Annotated in this window: 9 protein-coding genes and 2 pseudogenes; 10 read left to right on the top strand and 1 reads right to left on the bottom strand. The window is 49.1% G+C overall.

Going from position 1 to position 17,574, the window contains the following annotated elements:
* Positions 1 to 116: 116 nt before the first annotated feature.
* The 9 genes and pseudogenes from QGT73_RS14500 to QGT73_RS14460 all read left to right on the top strand — a co-directional run.
* A pseudogene (locus tag QGT73_RS14500) lies at positions 117 to 329 on the top strand (conjugal transfer protein TraG); the annotation flags it as partial.
* Positions 330 to 969: 640 nt separating this feature from the next.
* Positions 970 to 2,622: a group II intron reverse transcriptase/maturase gene (gene ltrA, locus QGT73_RS14495; protein ID WP_005647985.1), complete on the top strand. Its 1,653-nt coding sequence runs from the start codon at positions 970 to 972 to the stop codon at positions 2,620 to 2,622.
* 121 nt (positions 2,623 to 2,743) lie between these two features.
* A pseudogene (locus QGT73_RS14490) lies at positions 2,744 to 3,832 on the top strand (TraM recognition domain-containing protein); the annotation flags it as partial.
* Between the two features lie 203 nt (positions 3,833 to 4,035).
* On the top strand, positions 4,036 to 4,542 hold the full coding sequence (locus tag QGT73_RS14485; protein WP_280120654.1) for a hypothetical protein: 507 nt from the start codon (positions 4,036 to 4,038) through the stop codon (positions 4,540 to 4,542).
* Entirely contained in the window at positions 4,496 to 5,932 is a 1,437-nt protein-coding gene (locus QGT73_RS14480) for a DUF3945 domain-containing protein (protein ID WP_280120653.1), read from the top strand. The genes QGT73_RS14485 and QGT73_RS14480 overlap by 47 nt, the downstream gene beginning before the upstream one ends.
* Before the next feature lie 111 nt (positions 5,933 to 6,043).
* Positions 6,044 to 8,044 (top strand): type IA DNA topoisomerase, encoded by a 2,001-nt coding sequence (locus tag QGT73_RS14475; protein ID WP_280120652.1) that lies wholly within the window; start codon positions 6,044 to 6,046, stop codon positions 8,042 to 8,044.
* Between the two features lie 12 nt (positions 8,045 to 8,056).
* Complete coding sequence (locus tag QGT73_RS14470; protein WP_280120651.1) at positions 8,057 to 8,473, top strand: DUF1896 family protein; 417 nt, start codon at positions 8,057 to 8,059, stop codon at positions 8,471 to 8,473.
* Position 8,474: 1 nt separating this feature from the next.
* On the top strand, positions 8,475 to 14,585 hold the full coding sequence (locus tag QGT73_RS14465) for a MutS N-terminal domain-containing protein (protein WP_280122875.1): 6,111 nt from the start codon (positions 8,475 to 8,477) through the stop codon (positions 14,583 to 14,585).
* A gap of 70 nt (positions 14,586 to 14,655) precedes the next feature.
* A complete protein-coding gene (locus QGT73_RS14460) occupies positions 14,656 to 14,967 on the top strand; it encodes a helix-turn-helix domain-containing protein (protein WP_280120649.1) in 312 nt (103 codons plus the stop codon).
* A gap of 54 nt (positions 14,968 to 15,021) precedes the next feature.
* On the opposite strand, the gene QGT73_RS14455 is transcribed toward QGT73_RS14460, so the two are convergent.
* Positions 15,022 to 15,684, bottom strand: a complete 663-nt coding sequence (locus tag QGT73_RS14455) for an RteC domain-containing protein (RefSeq protein WP_280120648.1) — start codon at positions 15,682 to 15,684, stop codon at positions 15,022 to 15,024.
* A gap of 326 nt (positions 15,685 to 16,010) precedes the next feature.
* Here QGT73_RS14455 and QGT73_RS14450 point away from each other — a divergent pair, with 326 nt between their 5' ends.
* Positions 16,011 to 17,324, top strand: a complete 1,314-nt coding sequence (locus tag QGT73_RS14450) for a sigma-54-dependent transcriptional regulator (RefSeq protein WP_280122874.1) — start codon at positions 16,011 to 16,013, stop codon at positions 17,322 to 17,324.
* The last annotated feature ends 250 nt before the right edge of the window (positions 17,325 to 17,574 follow it).

The following is a 17,574-nucleotide window of genomic DNA, read 5'->3' as shown; positions in this document are numbered from 1 at the left end:
GACTGAATATCAAAACGGAGAGCCGGATACGCTGGAAGGTGTACGTCCGGTTCGGAGGCGAGTATTTGGAAACCGGTCATGATTATATGACACGGCGCCGGGTGCTTAGCCTACACTTCAAATTCGCAGACCTCAGTACAATCGTTTATAATCATTTTCTGAAGAACAAGGACAAATATCCCAAAGGGGCCAAGTTCTATGTGATAAATTTCGATGACCCCAGACGGAGCCACCGATGCAATCCAATCGCGCCGGCATTCATGACCGACATAGCGGACGCATACGAATCGGCGTACACCATAATGCTCAATCTCAACAAGACGTGGGTGTGACCTGTAAAGTCGCGTAATTGATTGTTAAACAGTGATATTAGTTGCATGATTTAACCCGCTGTTCCGTCAGCGGTAGCCTACTATAAGGTGCATCTCCAGTGATGGGTTGTGCCAAGCTTATAGGACAAAGTACACTCTCCGAAAGGACAAGACTGAACCGTGAGGGAACGTCAAGGGCGGTTAGTATCATACTGCCGAGTGGCGAGGCTGGATAGCATGGTTAACATAAGTGAACTGTCTTTAGCCATCGTGAGGTTTGAAGGAGCGGAAGATACTTTAGCTCTCACCAAAAGGTAAGCAGTCGGATAACCCCTGCCCATGTTGGGGTTACACGGACATGGCACTGCCGGTGGACTTGACAGAACCTAAACTATCCTTTTGTCAATTACGTGGAACAGGGCAAGCCTGTATCTCTCTCGTAACAACGCGAGTAAGCGAACCGCAAGGCAAGCCGAAAGGGGTGCAGGTATGAGATAACGGAGAAAGCGAACGCCTCCCTGTAATGGGGAGGATACGGATTGAATCGACATCACGGGCTGATTGTGGATAACATCATCCGACACGAAAGTGGGCAGACTTCCGTATATGGTAACTCTTTACAAGATAACTTTTAGAACTTTCAAAAGGAGGAAAGCAAATGAACGAAACTAAGACATCGTGTGCGCCTGCTGACAACAGGAATCTGACTTGGGACGGTATGAACTGGTCCAAGTGCGAAGCCTATGTCCGAAAGCTTCAAGCGCGTATTGTAAAGGCTCAGAAAGAAGGCAGACATAACAAGGTGAAAGCCTTGCAATGGATGCTCACTCACTCTTTTTACGCCAAGGCATTGGCTGTAAAGAGGGTTACTTCCAACAAAGGGAAGAAAACGTCTGGAGTAGATAAACAGCTTTGGGACTCTCCCAAGCGCAAGTACAAAGCAATCAGTGAACTGAAACGCCGTGGCTACAATCCGCAGCCACTCCGTAGGGTTCACATCAAGAAAAAGAACGGTAAACTCCGACCGTTGGGAATACCGACCATGAAAGACAGGGCGATGCAGGCTTTATATCTCATGGCATTGGAACCGATAGCCGAAACGACAGGCGACCGTTTCTCCTACGGCTTCCGAAAGAAGCGCAGGACAATGGACGCAATCCGTCAGATTGATACGGTTTTAAACCGCCAACATTCTCCCGAATGGATTTTGGAGGGAGATATAAAAGGCTGTTTCGACCACATCAGCCACGACTGGCTCATTGAGAATATCCCTATGGATAAGACAATACTCAGAAAATGGTTGAAATGTGGAGCTGTGTTCAACGGAAAACTATTCCCGACAGAAGAGGGTACGCCACAAGGAGGTATCATATCACCGACACTTGCAAACATGGTACTTGACGGGCTTCAGCCGCTCTTGGCTAAAAGATTCAAAAGACTATGGCGTAACAACAAGACATTCCATTACAAGGTAAATCTTATTCGCTATGCTGACGACTTTATAATCACAGGCCGAGATAAGGAACTATTGGAAAACGAAGTCAAACCAATAGTGATAGAATTTCTCAAAGAAAGAGGTCTTACCTTATCCGAAGAGAAAACTACTATTACGAACATATATGACGGATTTGATTTCTTGGGTTTCAATGTAAGGAAGTTCGGCAAAAAGCTATACACATCTCCGTCCAAAGACGCACAGAAACGCTTTAGGGCAAAAATCAGTGACATAGTCAAAGGACATAAGATGTGTAAGCAGGAATCGCTGATACGAATGCTCAATCCTGTAATTACAGGATGGGGTAACTATTACCGATATGGTGCATCGACCGATGCTTTTCATGGTTGCGACTACCACATTTATAATCTCACGAAGAAATGGGCCTTACGTCGTCACCCTAAGAAACGCAAGTCTTGGGTCGCAGACAGGTATTGGCATGAAATTCGGGGACGCAAATGGACGTTTGCGTGGAAATATGAAACGAAAAGTATGAAAGTGAACTACCTGACCCTTAAAAGATTGTCGGATATACATTATACTCCGTACAAGCAAGTCAAGGGAGAGGCAAATCCTTTTGACCCGGAATACGATGATTATTTCTCTCAGCGTAAGGAGCAACAAATGCTGGAATCTCTCAAAGGACGTAAGTCTCTCTTATATTTATGGAACAAGCAGAACCGGATTTGTCCGTTATGTGGCAAGGAAATAGACTGTACAAAAGCATGGAACGTCAACGAAATATCTGTTGGTGGTTCGATTGTACGGCAACTTGTCCACAACAACTGCTACAAGCGAAATAAACGAAAATGTTGAAAGTATGAGCCGATTTCTAACAACAAATAGAAATATTGAGTTGCTTGAGCCGTATGAGGGGAAACTCTCACGTACGGTTCTTAGGGGAGAAGGGGGCAGCAATGCCCTTGACTTACCCGATATTCAGAAACAGGGCGATTTCTTCGTGGAATCACCTATCATTCTGTTGGCGAGTATTATATGGTATCTCAAACTCTATAAAGGAGGTATCTACTGTACCTTCCCTCATGCCATCGAGTTCCTTAACCGCCGCTATGAGGACATTTTCCCGATATTATCCTCATATCCGGAGCTGGAGAACTATCTGTCGCCGTTCATGGACGCATGGCAGGGAGGAGCCGCAGACCAGTTGCAGGGACAGATTGCATCGGCAAAGATCCCTTTGTCGCGTATGATTTCTCCGCAGCTCTACTGGGTAATGTCGGGCAATGACTTTACTCTCGACATCAATAACCCGCAGGCTCCGAAAATACTCTGTGTCGGCAATAACCCCGACCGTCAGAATATCTATGGCGCGGCTCTCGGTCTCTACAATTCCCGTATCGTCAAGCTCATCAATAAGAAAGGTATGCTTAAATCGGGCGTGGTTATTGATGAGTTGCCGACGATATACTTCAAGGGTCTTGACAACCTTATTGCCACGGCCCGAAGCAACAAGGTCGCAGTATGTCTCGGCTTTCAGGACTTCTCCCAGTTGGAACGTGACTACGGCAAGCCGGAGGCGGCGGTAGTAATGAACACAGTCGGCAACATATTCTCCGGACAGGTCGTGGGTTCAACAGCCAAAACGCTGTCCGAGCGTTTCGGCAAGGTGCTTCAGAAGCGTCAGTCAATCTCCATCAACCGTCAGGATGTATCGACATCAATCAACACTCAGATGGACAGCCTCATACCACCGAGTAAAATCAGCGGATTGTCGCAGGGTATGTTTGTCGGTGCCGTTTCCGATAACTTCGGAGAACGTATAGACCAGAAAATCTTCCATGCCGAGATTGTAGTGGACAGCGAGAAAGTCAAGTTGGAAGAAAAGGCGTACAAGCAACTTCCCATCGTCACCAATTTCATTGATGAAAACGGTGATGATGTTATGGAAAGTGCCATACAGACCAACTATCGAGCCATCAAGGAACAGGTGAAAAAGATAGTTGCAGAGGAGAAAATGCGCATTGCCGCCGACCCTGAACTGCGTCATCTGCTCGATTTGAAGTAAAACTGGGCTGAAAAATACTCGGATAATGCCAACCGGGTAATGGAAATTTGGACTTCAACGCCACACAAAACATCTTTGATTTCAGAGAGTTGACCACTCGCTGAAATTTATATTACGCAATCGCTACCCGGTTGAAAGCAACCGTAAAAGTTAACTTTTGGCGAGGCAGTAATTTTGCATCGTAAGTTTTAATCGACGAAAAAATGGATATAACTACGATACAAGATAAAAATACTGTCACCATTGTGATAACCGCTAAGCAAGCCGGTGACTTTATAAGTCTTCTCACCCGCATTGCGGATGGTATGGACAGGTTGGCGATCAATGCGGCGCCAACGCCCATGCTGCCCGAAAAGCCACAAGAGACGTATGGCATTAGACCGGATGCCATGTATCCCGAATGGCAAGTACAGAAGATTTTCTCTTGCAGCGATAAGACTCTCCGTAAATGGCGTAAATTGTACGGACTACGCGCTTATCAAAGCAAAACTGGCACAAAAGGCTCCCGAATCTGGTATTGCGGTCAAGACCTGATAGATTTCTTCCGGGAGTTTGCCGTGGCTCTGGGTATCAAACATCCTAAGCCAATAGAAAAAGAGGTCCCCACGGGACAAATCTGTGAACCTCCAAAACATCTGACAATTCAAGATGCAAGAACAAGATTTGAAGAAACAAGACGCACTGATTGCCCACAACAGCCAGACGGGTGAGTCCGGTGTGGTTACCGGCATGAAACCTGACGGTACACCACAAATGGAAGACCCCGCGAAGGCAGCTAAATTCCTGACATTCGACCGACACGCCGACATTCTCGACAACTTTCTGCGGAACTTTACCGCCCAGTGTAAGAATCCAACAATCTTCGGCTTCTTCAAGGTGCCGGCAGATCAAGTTCCCACGATGGGTTTCGCGGTCAACCAGATGGTGCAGAATCCCGATATGCCCGGAGCGAAGGATATGCTCGCCGAGGCAAAGGTGAAGATGCCCGACGGCGCACCGAAAGAGGTGCAGAAGGAAACGGTCTCCGAGGCTGTCAATCCGGCACCGGACACTGCCCAGACTCAGGAACCCCAACGCTTCAAGCAGATTGACGAATCCAAAATCAACTGGGATAATCTTGCGGCATGGGGGATTACCAAGGAGTCAATCGGTGAGCAGAATCTCCGCAACATGGTCAATAACCGGATGTCCGACCTTGTGAAAGTCACTCCTACTTTCGGCAATGAGAAATACGAGCTGGAGGCTCGACTCTCACTGTACGAGAATCCCGACGGAAGTATCAAGGTGGTCCCGCACTTTATCCGTCAGGAACCCAATCTCAACGATGAGTTTCACGGCGTGAAGTTCACGAAGGAAGACAAGGAGATGCTGAAAACGACAGGCAACCTCGGCAGGGTTATCGACCTGAAAGATGCAAAAGGGAATACGATTCCCAGCTATGTCAGCATCGACCGCAAGACCAACGAGCTTATCGCTCTCCCGGTGTCGGCTCTCTATATCCGCAACAAGATTGGAGAGACGGAACTGACACCAAAGGAAATCGGATTGCTGAAATCGGGCAAACAGCTCCACAAGGAGGTGACGCTCAAAGACGGCAAGACTTTCCCGGCAGTCCTACAGGTGAGCGCGGCAGAGCAAAAGGCGGAGTTCGTTCCCGTCCATGCCCGCCTCGGTCAGCAGAGGTCGCAATCCCAAGACCAAAAGCAGGAGGCACCCGCCGAAAAGAATACCAACAACTGGGTTCTGAACGACGGCAGCATCAAGCCTCTCGGCAAATGGAAGGGAGTAGAGTTCTCTGACCAGCAGAAAGCGGATTATGTCGCCGGAAAGACCATCAAGGTCGATGGCGTCCCGGATGCCAAAGGTGTGCCAAGCACAATCTACATCCGCTTCAATCCCGACAAACAGCGTCCTTACACATACAACTCCGACCCCGACAATGCCAAGGTCATCACGCCGGCGGAGGAGAGTAAGACGCAGGTCGCGGTCAACTCGCAGGGTAAGACCAACGAGGCGACAAAGGGGTTGAAGGAACCTCTCGAACAGGGACAGACCCAGCCCAAGCCGGAACAGAAAAAGAAGTCTGGGCAGAAGCTCTAATCAGCTGATACTCACACCATGGCTCGCAGGTGTGAAAGCATCTGCGAGCCATTCTTATACCCTTTCCGGAACAATGAAATTCAAATCAAAAACCCACAAACACAAATAGTTATGATTACAATCATAGCCCAAAATAAGACAACCGCACTCGCAATCGCACGTGCCACCGCCAACGACGACGAAGGCAACCGCTACTTCTACGGCAGTAAATATTACATCACCTGGATGACTCCCAAGATGGTGGAAATCTCGACCCCTCGCGGTCAGGCATCCTATTGGTTCCGCGACCAGAGCTTCCCTCACCTTCCCAAATATCTCACTCTCGGTGTTACCACACGTTACCGTCAGAACGGCGAGTCCATGACTCCGGAGGCAAACGCACAGCTCGACATCATAAAGTCGCTGCTTGCCAAGAGCGAAAGCATCATCGTGGCAGTCGAGCCCACACAGGAGGGTGAGATGAGTTTCCGCTATCTCTACTCCTATCTGCGCTGCACGCTTCCTTACAGCCGTGCCATCATCAACGACCTGACAATGAAAGGTCTCAACCGCGCAATATCCTATACTATGCCGGCAGAGAACTATGACAAGTGGTATCAGGCGGCTCGACTCCGGGATGAAGCGGACTGGCTCGTGGGTGTGAATGCCCGTCGTGCTCTCGCTTTCGCCGCCGGCCGTGGCACTTACCGCATCGGACGCACCAGCGCATCCGTCCTGAAGATGATTGCCGACCGTAACCTTATGGTCAAGTGTGCCGAGCAGACATCCGCCAACTACACGACTATCGCAATCAAGAACCGTGACGGAAACATCTTCCCATTCCGCAGTATCGACCCCAACGATGTCTCTCCCAAGTCCACATCCGAGGTCAAGATCCTCTCCGTGGAGAAAATCGAAGCGAAAGTCAAGACTCCAAAGCTCTACAACCTCATCAACCTCCAGCTTGACGCGGCACGCATCTTCGGCATGACTCCGCTGCGCACCTATGAGGCGGCGCACCGTCTCTTCGGGAGAAAACTCATTTCTTTCCCCGTCGCAGCCGGAAGTACCGTACCCCAGCGCAAATATCAGGAATGTCGCAAGGTACTGGAGAAGATGCTGTCATACAGCAACTACGCATCCGTGGCAATGGCGAATATCGGCGTGGCTCCCGGTCGAGCAGTCGATAAGAGCAAGTACGGCACTCACGGCATTGTGGCTACCGGCGTGCCTCCTCTGGTTCTCGATGACGACATGAGCCGCATCTATCATCTCATCGTCAAGAGGATGTATCAGGCATTCAGCAAGGACGCTGTGGTTATCCGTACCCGTGTCATCATTGAGTGCGAGGGCGTCCGCTACGAATGGAGAGGCGAAGCCTACAGGACCAAAGGCTGGCACTCGCTCTTCCCCGATACGCTGATGAAATCCCAGCCGATGCCTGTACTCTCCGAAGGTGAGGCGACAGACATCTTCTCAACCGGTTCTTGTACCGCAAAGTCTCCGATGCCCGAAGACTACACGGACGCCACTCTCATCGAGGATCTTCTTGCAATACGTGGCACAGTCTATTCTGACGGAATTGCCAAAGACATCGTCCATCTGGAATCCAGCGGTCTCATCGAGCGCGACGCATGGGGGCGCATTTCGCTCACTACCAAGGGTCGTCTGCTTTACAGCATTATCAAGGAGATGAAGATTGCCGACATCGGCGAGGTGGTCAAGGTGGACAATCTGATGAAGGAAGTCGCCCGTGATGTACTCTCAACGAGTGCATACGACAACCAACTCAAACAGTTCACCCGCGATGTGACGGCTGGAATTCTCGCCTCGGCAAAGCTCTTCCCCAGAATGGAGGAAGACATCCCGTGCCCTCATTGCTCAGAGGGCGTGATGAAGACATTCGGCAGAGTGGCGATGTGCGACAATCCGGAATGCGGTCACTATGTGTTCCGCCAGTTCTACGGCGTGACGCTTACCCACGAGGAGCTCGCATCGCTCGTCAAGACCGGCTCGACACCGTTCATCGGAGGTTTCCGCGCCCGTAGCGGCAAGACTTTCAAAGCCCAAGTGATAATCAATGCCGCTGGGAATACTCAGGTGGTCAGCAAAAACAAATCCGAAAACGCCTAAACAGCTACAATTATGAAAAATACACTCGACGCATACATCCGCTTCCTGTCAAACTTTCTCTCTCGCAACAACTACCCTGAAGCAGAGGACCTCAGCTTCATCAACGCCCGCGCAGATCAGGCATACGAGGTGTTCTGGGAGGCGCGACGCGGAGGGGTGGATGTGCCCACTGCCGAGGAACTGGCTATGATAGCTCTCATGCAGGGTTATGAGTCCGACTCCTTCGATGCTCTCGTCCAAGAAATCCTCTCCGACTACTGTCCGGAAGAAGGCTACGACTTTTTCATCTCCGATATGGATGATGTCCTCGAAGAGTATCGTGAGAGGTATTCTCCCGATCTGTACCCCGTGTATTCAGCGGAGTACGAGGCATTCAAGACCGAGCTGCTCGGCGTAATCGACGACTACTTCACAACCTATTTCCACTGATATGGCATATAACAGACTAAAAGTTATGCGCGACAACATCGAGGCGATAAGACTTGCCTTTCGCCTCGGTGTCGCCGGACGCTCGGCGCAGAATGCCGAGGAGCGCGATATACTTCGGAAGTATGCCGGCTTCGGCGGGATGAAGTGCATACTCAACGATGCCAACGAACTGGCTGATGCTGCCAAGTGGAGCAAATCGGACATCGAACTGTTTGCTCCGACCGTTGAACTGCGTCGCCTTATCCATGACTATTCAAAGGATGACAGGGAGTTTGCACGTTATATGGACTCTCTGAAAGCATCGGTGCTGACGGCTTTCTATACCGACAACCGCATCGTTGATGCCATTTCTGATTCATTGAAATACGCCGGCGTCGAGGTGAAAAGTTTTCTGGAACCCTCTGCCGGTCAGGGTGCTTTCATCGACTCTTTTCTGCGCAATGACCGATACCCCGGTGCCGAGGTATTGGCGTATGAGAAGGATTTGCTCACGGGCAAAATCCTTTCGGCGCTGCATCCGTCCATTCTGACCCGCATAGAAGGCTTCGAGAAAATCGAGCGTGACTTCAACGGCTATTTCGATGTCGCTGCCTCAAATGTTCCTTTCGGAGATTTTGCTGTTCCTGACCCTGCGTATGCTGTGAGCAAGGAGATTGCCTACCGTCAGGCGACCAAGACCATTCACAATTACTTCTTCCTCAAAGCACTTGACCAAGTGCGTGAGGGCGGTTTGGTTGCGTTCATTGCGTCCCAGGGTGTGATGAATGCTGCCAGCCCTTTTGTGAGGATGGAGCTTGTGAAGCGTGCTGACCTCGTGGCGGCTCTGCGTTTGCCGAACAACACTTTCAGCGATAATGCCGGAACCGATGCCGGGTCAGACCTTATCATTCTCCAGAAGCATACAGGTAAGAAGGCGTTGTCGGCTGATGAGGAGTTTTTCATCCAGTCGGTCGTTGACCGTGGTACGAAAGTGTCTGGCAACAAGTTCTTTCAGGCGTTTCCCCAGAATGTGATATGCACTGATGCTAAAGTCGGCACAGATCAATTCGGTAAACCAGCAATCATCTACAAACATGAAGGCGGAGTTGATGGTATAGCCGAGGACTTGCGCAAGGCTCTTGATGAATCGCTGCACCTGCGTCTGAATCTGGAGCTGTATAATTCCAATGGTATAAAACCTCCCACGCCAGACCCTGTCAAGCCGACTCCGACACCGAAGCCGGAGGTAAAGCCGACACCCGAAGTAAAGCCGGAATCACCGAAACAGAAACCGCTTGCCGAGAAGATTGAACAGAAGAATGAGCCTTTGCTCAAACAGTATCAGGAGATGAAGAAGAAGCATCCCGATGCCATTCTTCTGTTCCGCGTGGGTGACTTCTATGAGATTTTCGGCAAAGACGCAATCGAAGCGTCTGAAATACTTGGTATTACTCTGACGCGCCGAATGAACGGCCTTGACAACCGCATTGAATTGGCTGGGTTTCCGCATCATGCTCTTGACACCTATCTGCCAAAACTTGTGCGGGCAGGCAAACGTGTGGCTATCTGCGAGCAGTTGGAGGATCCGAAGCTGAAAAAGACACCCCGGCAAAAGGTGGTCGAGACGGTTACGCCTAACCAGAGTCCTAAAGCAGAGTCTAAACCTGTTGATCCACCGAAGCCGGAACCCTCCGAAGAGATAGAGACCGATGGCAGTCCCGATTACTCGGACAATCCCGACCCGCGTCTTTTCGCCTACAATCTTTTCGGAGAGCTGGAGCCTATCGGCAAACCGAAACGGCAACCCAGACACAGCGAGGAAGCTCCCAAACCAAAACCAAGCGTAGCGGTCAAAGACATTCCTGTTCAAAAATTCCGTCCTCTCTCTGAAAAGGAACTCGAATTTTACGGCTCTTTGAACTGGGAGGACAATCCTCCTATCAACGGATTCTATGAAACAATGATGTCGATTGCCCATCGCCAGATGGAGGAGATGCGTCTGGCGCACGAGGCACAGGAAGCGGCACAAGCCGCCGGAATAGCACCCGGAGAGACATATATCGAAAAGACCGAAGGCGATTTCATTCCCGGAGGTCGTACCCGACAGCCGAAAGTAACGGCTATTCCCATTGAGCGCGATATGTCGCCCCGTCCTTTCTCGGAGGATATCCAGTTCTTCCATAAGAACGGCTCAATGGTCGTTGCAGACGGCATGGTCGGATTCCTGTCAGATGTTAGAAAGTCAGGAGCCACATTTACGCCTCTCGGTCTAAAACCTGAACAGGAGAAGCGCGCCATGCTGTATATCACCATGTCCGAGACATACCAGCAGCTCTACAACTACGAGGCGGAGACACATGAGCCATCGGAGCATCTGCGCGAACACCTTAACCAGTATTACGATGAATTTGTAGCCCGATATGGCAACCTAAATGAGAAACAGAATGTCAAGTTCATTCTCATGGACGCTAACGGTCGTGACGCTCTGGCATTGGAGCGAGGTGAGAACGGTCAGTTTGTCAAGGCTGACATCTTTGACCATCCCGTTTCATTCGCTCTCGATGAGGTTACAAGTGTAGATACACCGTTAGAGGCACTGACCGCATCCCTCAACAAATACGGAGAGGTCAATCTTGAATATATGTCGTCGCTTGTGGATATGGATGAGGACGCAATAGTTGAGAACCTTGCCGGACACATCTACTACAATCCGCTTGTCAGCAATTACGAGATAAAAGACCGATTCATAGCCGGAAACGTCGTGGCTAAAGCCGAGGCAGTCAAAGCATGGATTGACCGCGAGGAAGAACGCATCAAGGGATTCCCCGGCTATGACGGTATCGAGCCGTTCATCGCCCTGTCGCAGGACTCTCTCAAGGCATTGGAGGAAGCCCGGCCCCGCCGCATCGAGTTCGATGAACTGGACTTCAATTTCGGTGAGCGATGGATCCCGACCGGCATCTACTCCGCCTATATGTCGTATCTCTACGCAACTGACGTAAAGATTGCCTATTCATCTTCAATGGACGAGTATTCAGCAACCAACAGCCGTGGCAATATGAAGATATGGGAGGAGTTCTGCGTCAGAGGCTACTACCGTACTTACGACGGCATGAATCTTCTGAAACACGCTCTCCACAACACCGTGCCGGACATAAAGAAATCAATCGGCAAGGATGAGGACGGTCGGGACATCAAGGTGCCGGACACCGAGGCTATCCAACTCGCCAACACCAAGATTGATGAAATTCGTAACGGTTTCTCAGAATGGTTGGAGGCACAGTCGCCGGAGTTCAAGGAGCGATTGGTGGACTTGTATAACAACAAGTTCAACTGCTTCGTGCGCCCGCAGTACGACGGCAGCCACCAGACATTCCCTGACCTCAATATGAAAATATTGGGTGACCGCTATGGAATCAGCTCCATTTATCAGTCTCAGAAGGACTGTATATGGATGCTGAAACAGAACGGCGGCGGTGTCTGTGATTTTGAAGTGGGGTGTGGTAAAACGCTGATAATGTGCATTGCAGCGCATGAAATGAAACGTCTCGGACTGGCTCACAAACCGATGATTATCGGTCTCAAAGCCAACGTAGCCGAGATTGCCATGACCTATCAGTCGGCTTATCCTAACGCCCGCATCCTGTTCGCCGATGAAAAGAGTTTCAAGGCGGACAACCGAGTCAATTTCTTCAACCAGATCAAGAACAACGACTACGATTGCGTGATAATGTCGCACGACCAGTTCGGCAAGATACCGCAGTCGCCGGAGATGCAGCAGCAGATTCTTCAGGCGGAACTTGACACGGTAGAGGAAAACCTCGAAGTAGTGAAGCAGCAGGGACACGACATCAGCCGTGGTATGCTCAAAGGCTTGATTAAGCGCAAGGAGAACCTTACCGCCAAGATAGCCACAATCCAGTATCAGATGGAGCAGAACAAGGATGCTGTCGTAGATTTCAAAATGATGGGCATCGACCACATTTTCGTGGACGAGTCGCATCAGTTCAAGAACCTGATGTTTAACACCCGACATGACCGTGTGGCAGGTTTAGGCAACAGTGAGGGAAGCCAGAGGGCACTCAACCTATTGTATGCCATCCGCACCATTCAGGAGCGTACCGGCAAAGACCTCGGAGCTACTTTTCTCAGTGGCACTACAATCAGTAACTCTCTTACCGAGCTGTATCTGCTGTTCAAGTATCTCCGGCCCAATGAGCTGGAGCGTCAGGACATCCGATGCTTCGACGCATGGGCGGCAATCTTCGCCAAGAAAACAACCGACTTCGAGTTCAATGTTACCAACCACATTGTCCCTAAGGAGCGTTTCCGCTACTTCATCAAGGTGCCGGAACTGGCGGCATTCTATAATGAAATCACCGACTATCGAACGGCAGAGGATGTTGGCGTTGACCGTCCGCAGAAGAACGAGATTCTTCACAACATCCCGCCGACACCGGCGCAGGAAGTGTTCATTGAAAAGCTGATGAAGTTTGCCGAGAGTGGCGACGCCACTATTCTTGGCAGGGGTCCATTGTCGGAAACCGAGGAGAAAGCCAAGATGCTTATCGCCACGGATTATGCACGAAAGATGGCTCTTGATATGCGTATGATTGACCCGTCATACGAGGATGATCCGAACAACAAGGCGAGCCATTGTGCCAAAATGATTGCTCAGTATTATAATAAATACGATGCTCAGAAAGGCACACAGTTTGTTTTCAGCGATCTCGGCACATACAAGCCGGGCGAGTGGAATGTCTATTCCGAAATCAAGCGAAAGCTGATTGAGGGCTACGGTATTCCGGCGCATGAGATACGCTTCATTCAGGAGTGTAAGACGGAGCGAAGCCGTAAGGCTGTCATTCAGGCAATGAACGACGGCGATGTTCGTGTGCTGTTTGGCTCGACCTCAATGCTGGGTACCGGAGTCAACGCCCAGAAGCGGTGTGTCGCGGTTCATCACCTTGACACGCCGTGGCGACCCTCAGACCTTACTCAGAGAGACGGCAGAGCCATACGAGCAGGCAACGAGATTGCCAAGCTTTATGCTGACAACAAGGTGGATGTCATCATCTATGCCGTGGAAAAGTCACTGGACTCCTACAAGTTCAATCTTCTTCACTGCAAGGCGACATTCATTGACCAGCTCAAATCCGGCGCACTCGGAGCGAGAACCATCGACGAAGGCGCAATGGACGAAAAGAACGGCATGAACTTTTCGGAGTATATGGCTATTCTCAGCGGCAACACCGACCTGTTGGAAAAGGCGAAACTCGAAAAACGCATAGCCTCGCTGGAGAGTGAGCGCAAGGCGCATAATAAGGGTATCTCCGATTCCAAGTTCAGGTATCAGACCATCACCCACGACATTGCCAACAACGAGGCGGCAATCGAAAGGATGAAGGCTGATGTCGCCCGTTATGAGGCAGTCGTAAGGAGAGATAAGGACTGCAATCCGCTCAACAATCTCACTATCGACACCTGTAACCTCTCCGATGAGAAGAACATGGGTCTCCATCTGCAAGGACTGGCGCAGCGCACCGACACCCACGGTCAGTACAAGCGTATCGGCGAAGTCTATGGCTTCCCCATCAGCATAATCTCGGAGCGCACAATTGTTGACGGCAAAGAGGCTGTTCAGAACCGCTTTGTGGTTGAAGGGAACTATAAATACAAGTTCAACAACGGCTTCATCGCAATGAGCGACACCCACGCCGCCTGCATGAACTTCGTCAACGCTCTGGAGAAAATACCCGGCATCATCGCCCAGTATGAGGAACGTACCGCCAAACTCAAAGCCGATGTTCCACAGCTCGAAGCCATAATCTCGAAGTCGTGGGGCAAAGAGGACGAACTGAAACAACTCAAATCCGACCTCGCTGCCCTTGACCGCAAGATAACCGCCGCCCTCGCTCCCAAGAAAGAGGAACAGGACGGAGAGGAGATTAAGCGAGATGAGCATCAGAGGGTAGAAGCACCGGCTCAATCTAATGGCAACAAGGAGTCTATGGTAGCAGAGCCAGTCGAAGTAGGTTATCACCGACGTGAACCATTGAGCGACCGCATCGTCATCGGAGGCTGTGGTTTTACACCACCCGGAGGCTATCGAGCCGCCGGCCCCAAATTATAAAAACAGTGAGTCAGTCCCTAAACCTGTCTGGGACTGGCTCACTTAACAATCAGACAGGAAAAGGAATCGCATGATTGACATCAATACTCTTATTGAAAGCGGCGTCACCGATTTCAATATCACAATAAAATATTCCGACCTCGTTTTGCTCGGCGACAGACTGGTTGAGCGAATACTCGATGAAGTTTGTCCGATAGCCGCCGATAACGCGGTAGAGAAACTACTGACAAAAGCAGAGGTCATGGAGAAATTCGGGGTTTGTCATACAACCCTCTATAACTGGGACAAGTCAGGGGTACTTGTTCCAGTAAAGGTGGGGCGAAAAATACATTATAGACTTGGAGATGTTCAGGCTCTGCTTGAACGACGTGGGATTAAGTAAGGTGACAGCCGGCATCCGGGGAGATGTCGGCTGTCGCTGTTTGTGTTTTTCGAGTTATTTCACGCCGCGACCGTCCCCGGCCGCGTCCTGACGAATCCATTTGTCATTAAGACAGGCACGCATATCGTCAATCCAATATGAGCGACTTTCAATGTTTCTTAGCTCATCATACTTTGCCATGCCCTTGCGTCCTTTTCTTCTTTTCATCTGACGACCATTCTCATAACTGCCGTCAGTTGTCAGACTCATGTTGAGAGAGGCATTGAAAAAGTTGATTAAATCTTCCAGCTTGGCTTTGCCATTGTTGAAACAGCCTTTTGTTACAAGCCCTTGGATAAGTTCGTATATGCAACAAACTCCGTCAGTCCACTCCAATGGCTCTCCATCGGAAAGTGTAAATGCTGAACGGAAAGAACTGAGAGCATCCGCACATCGCTTTTGAGCCGCCATAAGTAACTCTTTCATCGTTCTGATGAGAGATAGGGCAAGTGAGAGATATGCATGAGTCACGCGGCACTCCGTCTTTGCAGTGTGGACGCTGAAAATGGCATTGAGCCTCACAAGGCAGTGATGCTTTTCAACCCAATGAATTGGTTTGTGGATGAAGCTGATGAGGTGCGAGGCAAAGTTCTCAAAAGCTTCCTTGAGCTTGTCCAGTTCACCACTTTGGATGAACCGGACAAATTCCGCTTCGACGATTTCATCGCTATTTGTCATAGGCGTCGGTTGTTAGTTATTAAACAATAATTTTATCGAAAAGCATAACTAATGGGCATTATTATGGTTCGTGAAAAGATAAATAATTTTTGAATGAGGTGTAAATCAGCGCAATACGCCTTTTAACTTGTGTTCCAGATTGTTAAATCATAAAGCCAAAACATAAAGGGGCTTTATGTTTTACCTCGAAGTCTTTATGTTTTTGACTATTAAGAGAGTGCCATTCCGTCAACTTTTTATTATAGAAATATGTTTTACAACATAAAAACCATAATTTTTGGAAGGCTTATACCTTCTTGTCCGATTATAATAACTGCAATCAGAATATGAAGATTCTTCTTTATGAGCCAGATGAAAGAGCAGGAAGCTCTATATATCATGCCCTCCATCGTGAGGGCTATGATGTCTGCTGGATTAAGAATTTTTTCGATGCAAAATCCTCAATCCGGGATGAGAGATATGACGCTTCTCTTATCAACATTGATGACAATGACAAGAATGGACTTGATTTGATAAAATCGTGGGTTGTTCACGTCCCCGAACTCTTATGTGTCGCAATTTATAGTAATCAGGACGCTGGAACTGGATTCCGTGCTTGTAGGTTAGGCTCTCAAGAAATTTACGAGATCGAGCGAGGCAGTATCAACGAGCTTGATAAGATACTCAAGCAGTATGAAATTTTTGCAAGACGTCCACAACGCTACAAACATGTTTCAGAGGAATACAACAAGGCTATCCGGGATTTGACCAACCTTGTTAATCATGACAAGCCGGTTCTTATAACCGGAGAGGCGGGGACTGGCAAAAGTTATCTTTCGGAACATGTTCACTGCATCGCAACAAACAGCGACTTCAGGCTGGAAGAAATTTCATGTGCCGACTTAGATGTTGAAAATGGTATGGAACTACTCCTTGGTGTGGTCCGTAATTTCCGTCGGGAAATTAAACAGAATAAAAAAGGCTTACTCCAGAAAGCTAATGATAAGGGTTTGATTTATCTCAGGGACTTGCCATCGCTTCCACTAAATATTCAGGATGTTTTGGTTGATGTTCTTGAAAGGGGAGAATTTCGCTGCGTCGGCAGTGATGTGTGGATTCCATTCACCGCACATTTCATAGCCTCTTGCCTCGACCTGTCCGAAATAAATAATGACCGGTTTGACCGTCGGCTCTATGAATTATTGAGTCATAACGTGGTTCATCTGCCACCACTTAGAAACTGTCAGGCAGACATCATTCCAAATACTAATCAGATGATTGAGGATTATTGTGTGTCGAAAGGAATAGCGAATATTCCGTCAATGGAGCAGTGTGCTATCATCAAAATAACTTCGCATGACTGGCCCGGCAATTACCGGGAACTTAAGAGTTGCATCGAAAACGCCGTCATCTGTTGCGAGGATGGAAAAATCCGTGGAACAGATCTCAAAATCACAAGAACAAACAATGGAGAAGATTTGCCGGAGGATGAGAGAGGGCAGTTAATACATCTACTCACAAAATTCAATGGCAAGAAAGTTCGTGTAATGGAGGCGATGGGAATAACCGCACCAACGCTCGACAGAAAACTCAAACTCTACGGCATCAACTATAAGCTATTCAAGCCTACGAAGAAAAAGAAGGCAACTGCGTCAAAATAGAGGAGGATTCACATCTGAAAAGCGAGCCATTCAAAACGTCGGATGGCTCGCTTTATGCAGTGGGAAACGGAGTCTAAGGCAGGGTTTTTAAGCTGACTTTAGTAACTACTCAGGTAGGTATGCCGTACTCATATTATGACGAAACAATAGCAGCTTAACGTTCAATTATCACTTCGCATTTGACGCTCATAAAAGCTATTGAATATCAAGAAAATAAACATTATTTTACTTGCATATTTGTTTTTTTTTT

This window comes from Duncaniella muricolitica, assembly GCF_910574735.1.
GTDB lineage: Bacteria > Bacteroidota > Bacteroidia > Bacteroidales > Muribaculaceae > Duncaniella > Duncaniella muricolitica.
The sequence above is the reverse complement of the archived record's forward strand: the minus strand, read 5'-3'. Positions and strand labels throughout refer to the sequence as shown.